We start from the raw sequence: 606 nt of genomic DNA on the forward strand, positions 1-606 counted from the left end.
CCGCTTGGTTTTCAAGATTAGAATCAGTGGATGAATTTAACTGCACAAAGCCCTTTGATTTTGTCGTGGCACCGGGATGATTGGTAGATTTTTCATGAGCAGCCATTAAATCATTAGCCTTTTTTACCGCGCCATTTGCCAAGTCATATGTTTTCTTAACAGCTAATGGTGTTGCGGCTTGGTTTTCAAGATTAGAATCAATGGATGAATTTAATTGGACAAATCCCTTTGAGCTTATAGTGGCATTTGGGTGATTAATTGACTTTTCATGAGCAGCCATTAAATCATTAGCTTTTTTTGCTGCTTCGCTTGCTGTGTCATACGCTTTTTTGACTGCTAGTGGCGTGGCCGCTTGGTTTTCAAGATTAGAATCAGTGAACGAATTTAACTGCACAAAGCCCTTTGATTTAGTGGTGGCATTTGGGTGATTAGTTGACTTTTCATGAGCAGCCATTAAATCATTAGCTTTTTTTGTCGCTTCGCTTGCTGTGTCATACGCTTTTTTGACTGCTAATGGCGTAGCCGCTTGGTTTTCAAGATTAGAATCAGTGGATGAATTTAACTGCACAAAGCCCTTTGATTTTGTCGTGGCACCGGGATGATTGG

The 606-nt window shown here is 40.4% G+C and carries 1 protein-coding gene; it reads right to left on the bottom strand.

Annotation, left to right across the window (positions count from 1 at the left end; all coding sequences use genetic code 11):
• Positions 1-568, bottom strand: a 568-nt coding sequence (locus H3T96_RS14605; RefSeq protein ID WP_260846894.1) for a tail fiber protein, incomplete at its 3' end; no start/stop codon positions are given.
• Positions 569-606 lie beyond the last annotated feature (38 nt).

This window comes from Gilliamella sp. W8136 (assembly GCF_016101285.1).
GTDB lineage: Bacteria > Pseudomonadota > Gammaproteobacteria > Enterobacterales > Orbaceae > Gilliamella > Gilliamella apicola_N.